This is a genomic window from Bradyrhizobium sp. UFLA05-153 (assembly GCF_054185185.1).
The window spans coordinates 1-983 of sequence record NZ_JBBIAM010000328.1 but is presented as its reverse complement, the minus strand read 5'-3'; the positions used below and the strand labels follow the sequence as shown (position 1 = coordinate 983).

The 983-nt window shown below is 57.3% G+C and carries 1 protein-coding gene; it reads right to left on the bottom strand.

Going from position 1 to position 983, the window contains the following annotated elements; genetic code table 11:
• Positions 1-963: reverse transcriptase domain-containing protein (locus tag Q2941_RS51970; protein WP_458197556.1), on the bottom strand; the 963-nt coding region annotated here is incomplete at its 3' end.
• Positions 964-983 lie beyond the last annotated feature (20 nt).

The following is a 983-nucleotide window of genomic DNA, read 5'->3' as shown; positions in this document are numbered from 1 at the left end:
CGGATACTCTTTGAAGCCCCTGCCACGTTTTCCTGCTCGTTGTATCAACCAGTGCCGCAGACGCCGATCGACGTATTGCCTGATGAAGTCATAGGTCTTCATGACAGGACCTTGGTCGAAGTAGCCGCACCAGCCACGAAGAAAGCGACTGATGACGACGACAGTGTTCTCCGGTGTGTCCGGGTACCACTGCGGCGTCGTGCGTTCGTGGATTCGTCGGAGCAATCTCATGACCGCCTTCTTGGACGGACGCGTGCCGATGAAGGCTTGTCCATCCTTTCCGTAGAACCGCCCGATCGTGTAGCCTAGGAACGTGAATCGTTCCGTCGGCAATCGAGCGATGCGGGTCTTGGTCTCGTTCACCTCCAGCCCGAGCTTGTTCATCAGTACCGTCATTCGCTTCATCGCCGCCTCGGCTTGGCCGGGGCGGCAACAGATCACGAGATCGTCGGCATAGTTGACGACGTAGGCGTCGAGTTGTTCTTGGTGTCCGTGGTCGCGCCAGGCCAGCAGAAAGCGTCGGAAGTAAATGTTCGCCAGCAATGGACTCAGAGGAGAGCCTTGCGGGGTCCCTTTCTTAAACTTGCGCGCATCTGCCGTCTGTATCGTCCGTCTTCCGCTCCGTTCAACTACCGGGACTGTCAACCAGCCTTTGATAGTCGAGAGGAGTCGTCCGTCGGCGATCCGTCGTGTCAGGCATCGCATCAGCGGACCGTGTGGAATCGACGTGAAATAGTCGCGTAAATCTGCATCGACTACCTCGCGGCGTCCCCGGTCCTTGATATGCCAAAACACGCGGCGCACGGCCATCTTGGCGTCCAGCTTCGGACGAAATCCATACTGGTTGTCCAGCAGGTCCACATCGAAGATGGGACCGATCACTAAGACCGTAGCCATCATGACGAGTCTGTCACGAATACACGGAATTCCGAGTGGTCGGCGTCCGCCATTGCTCTTTGGTATCCATACTCTCAGAAGGGGCT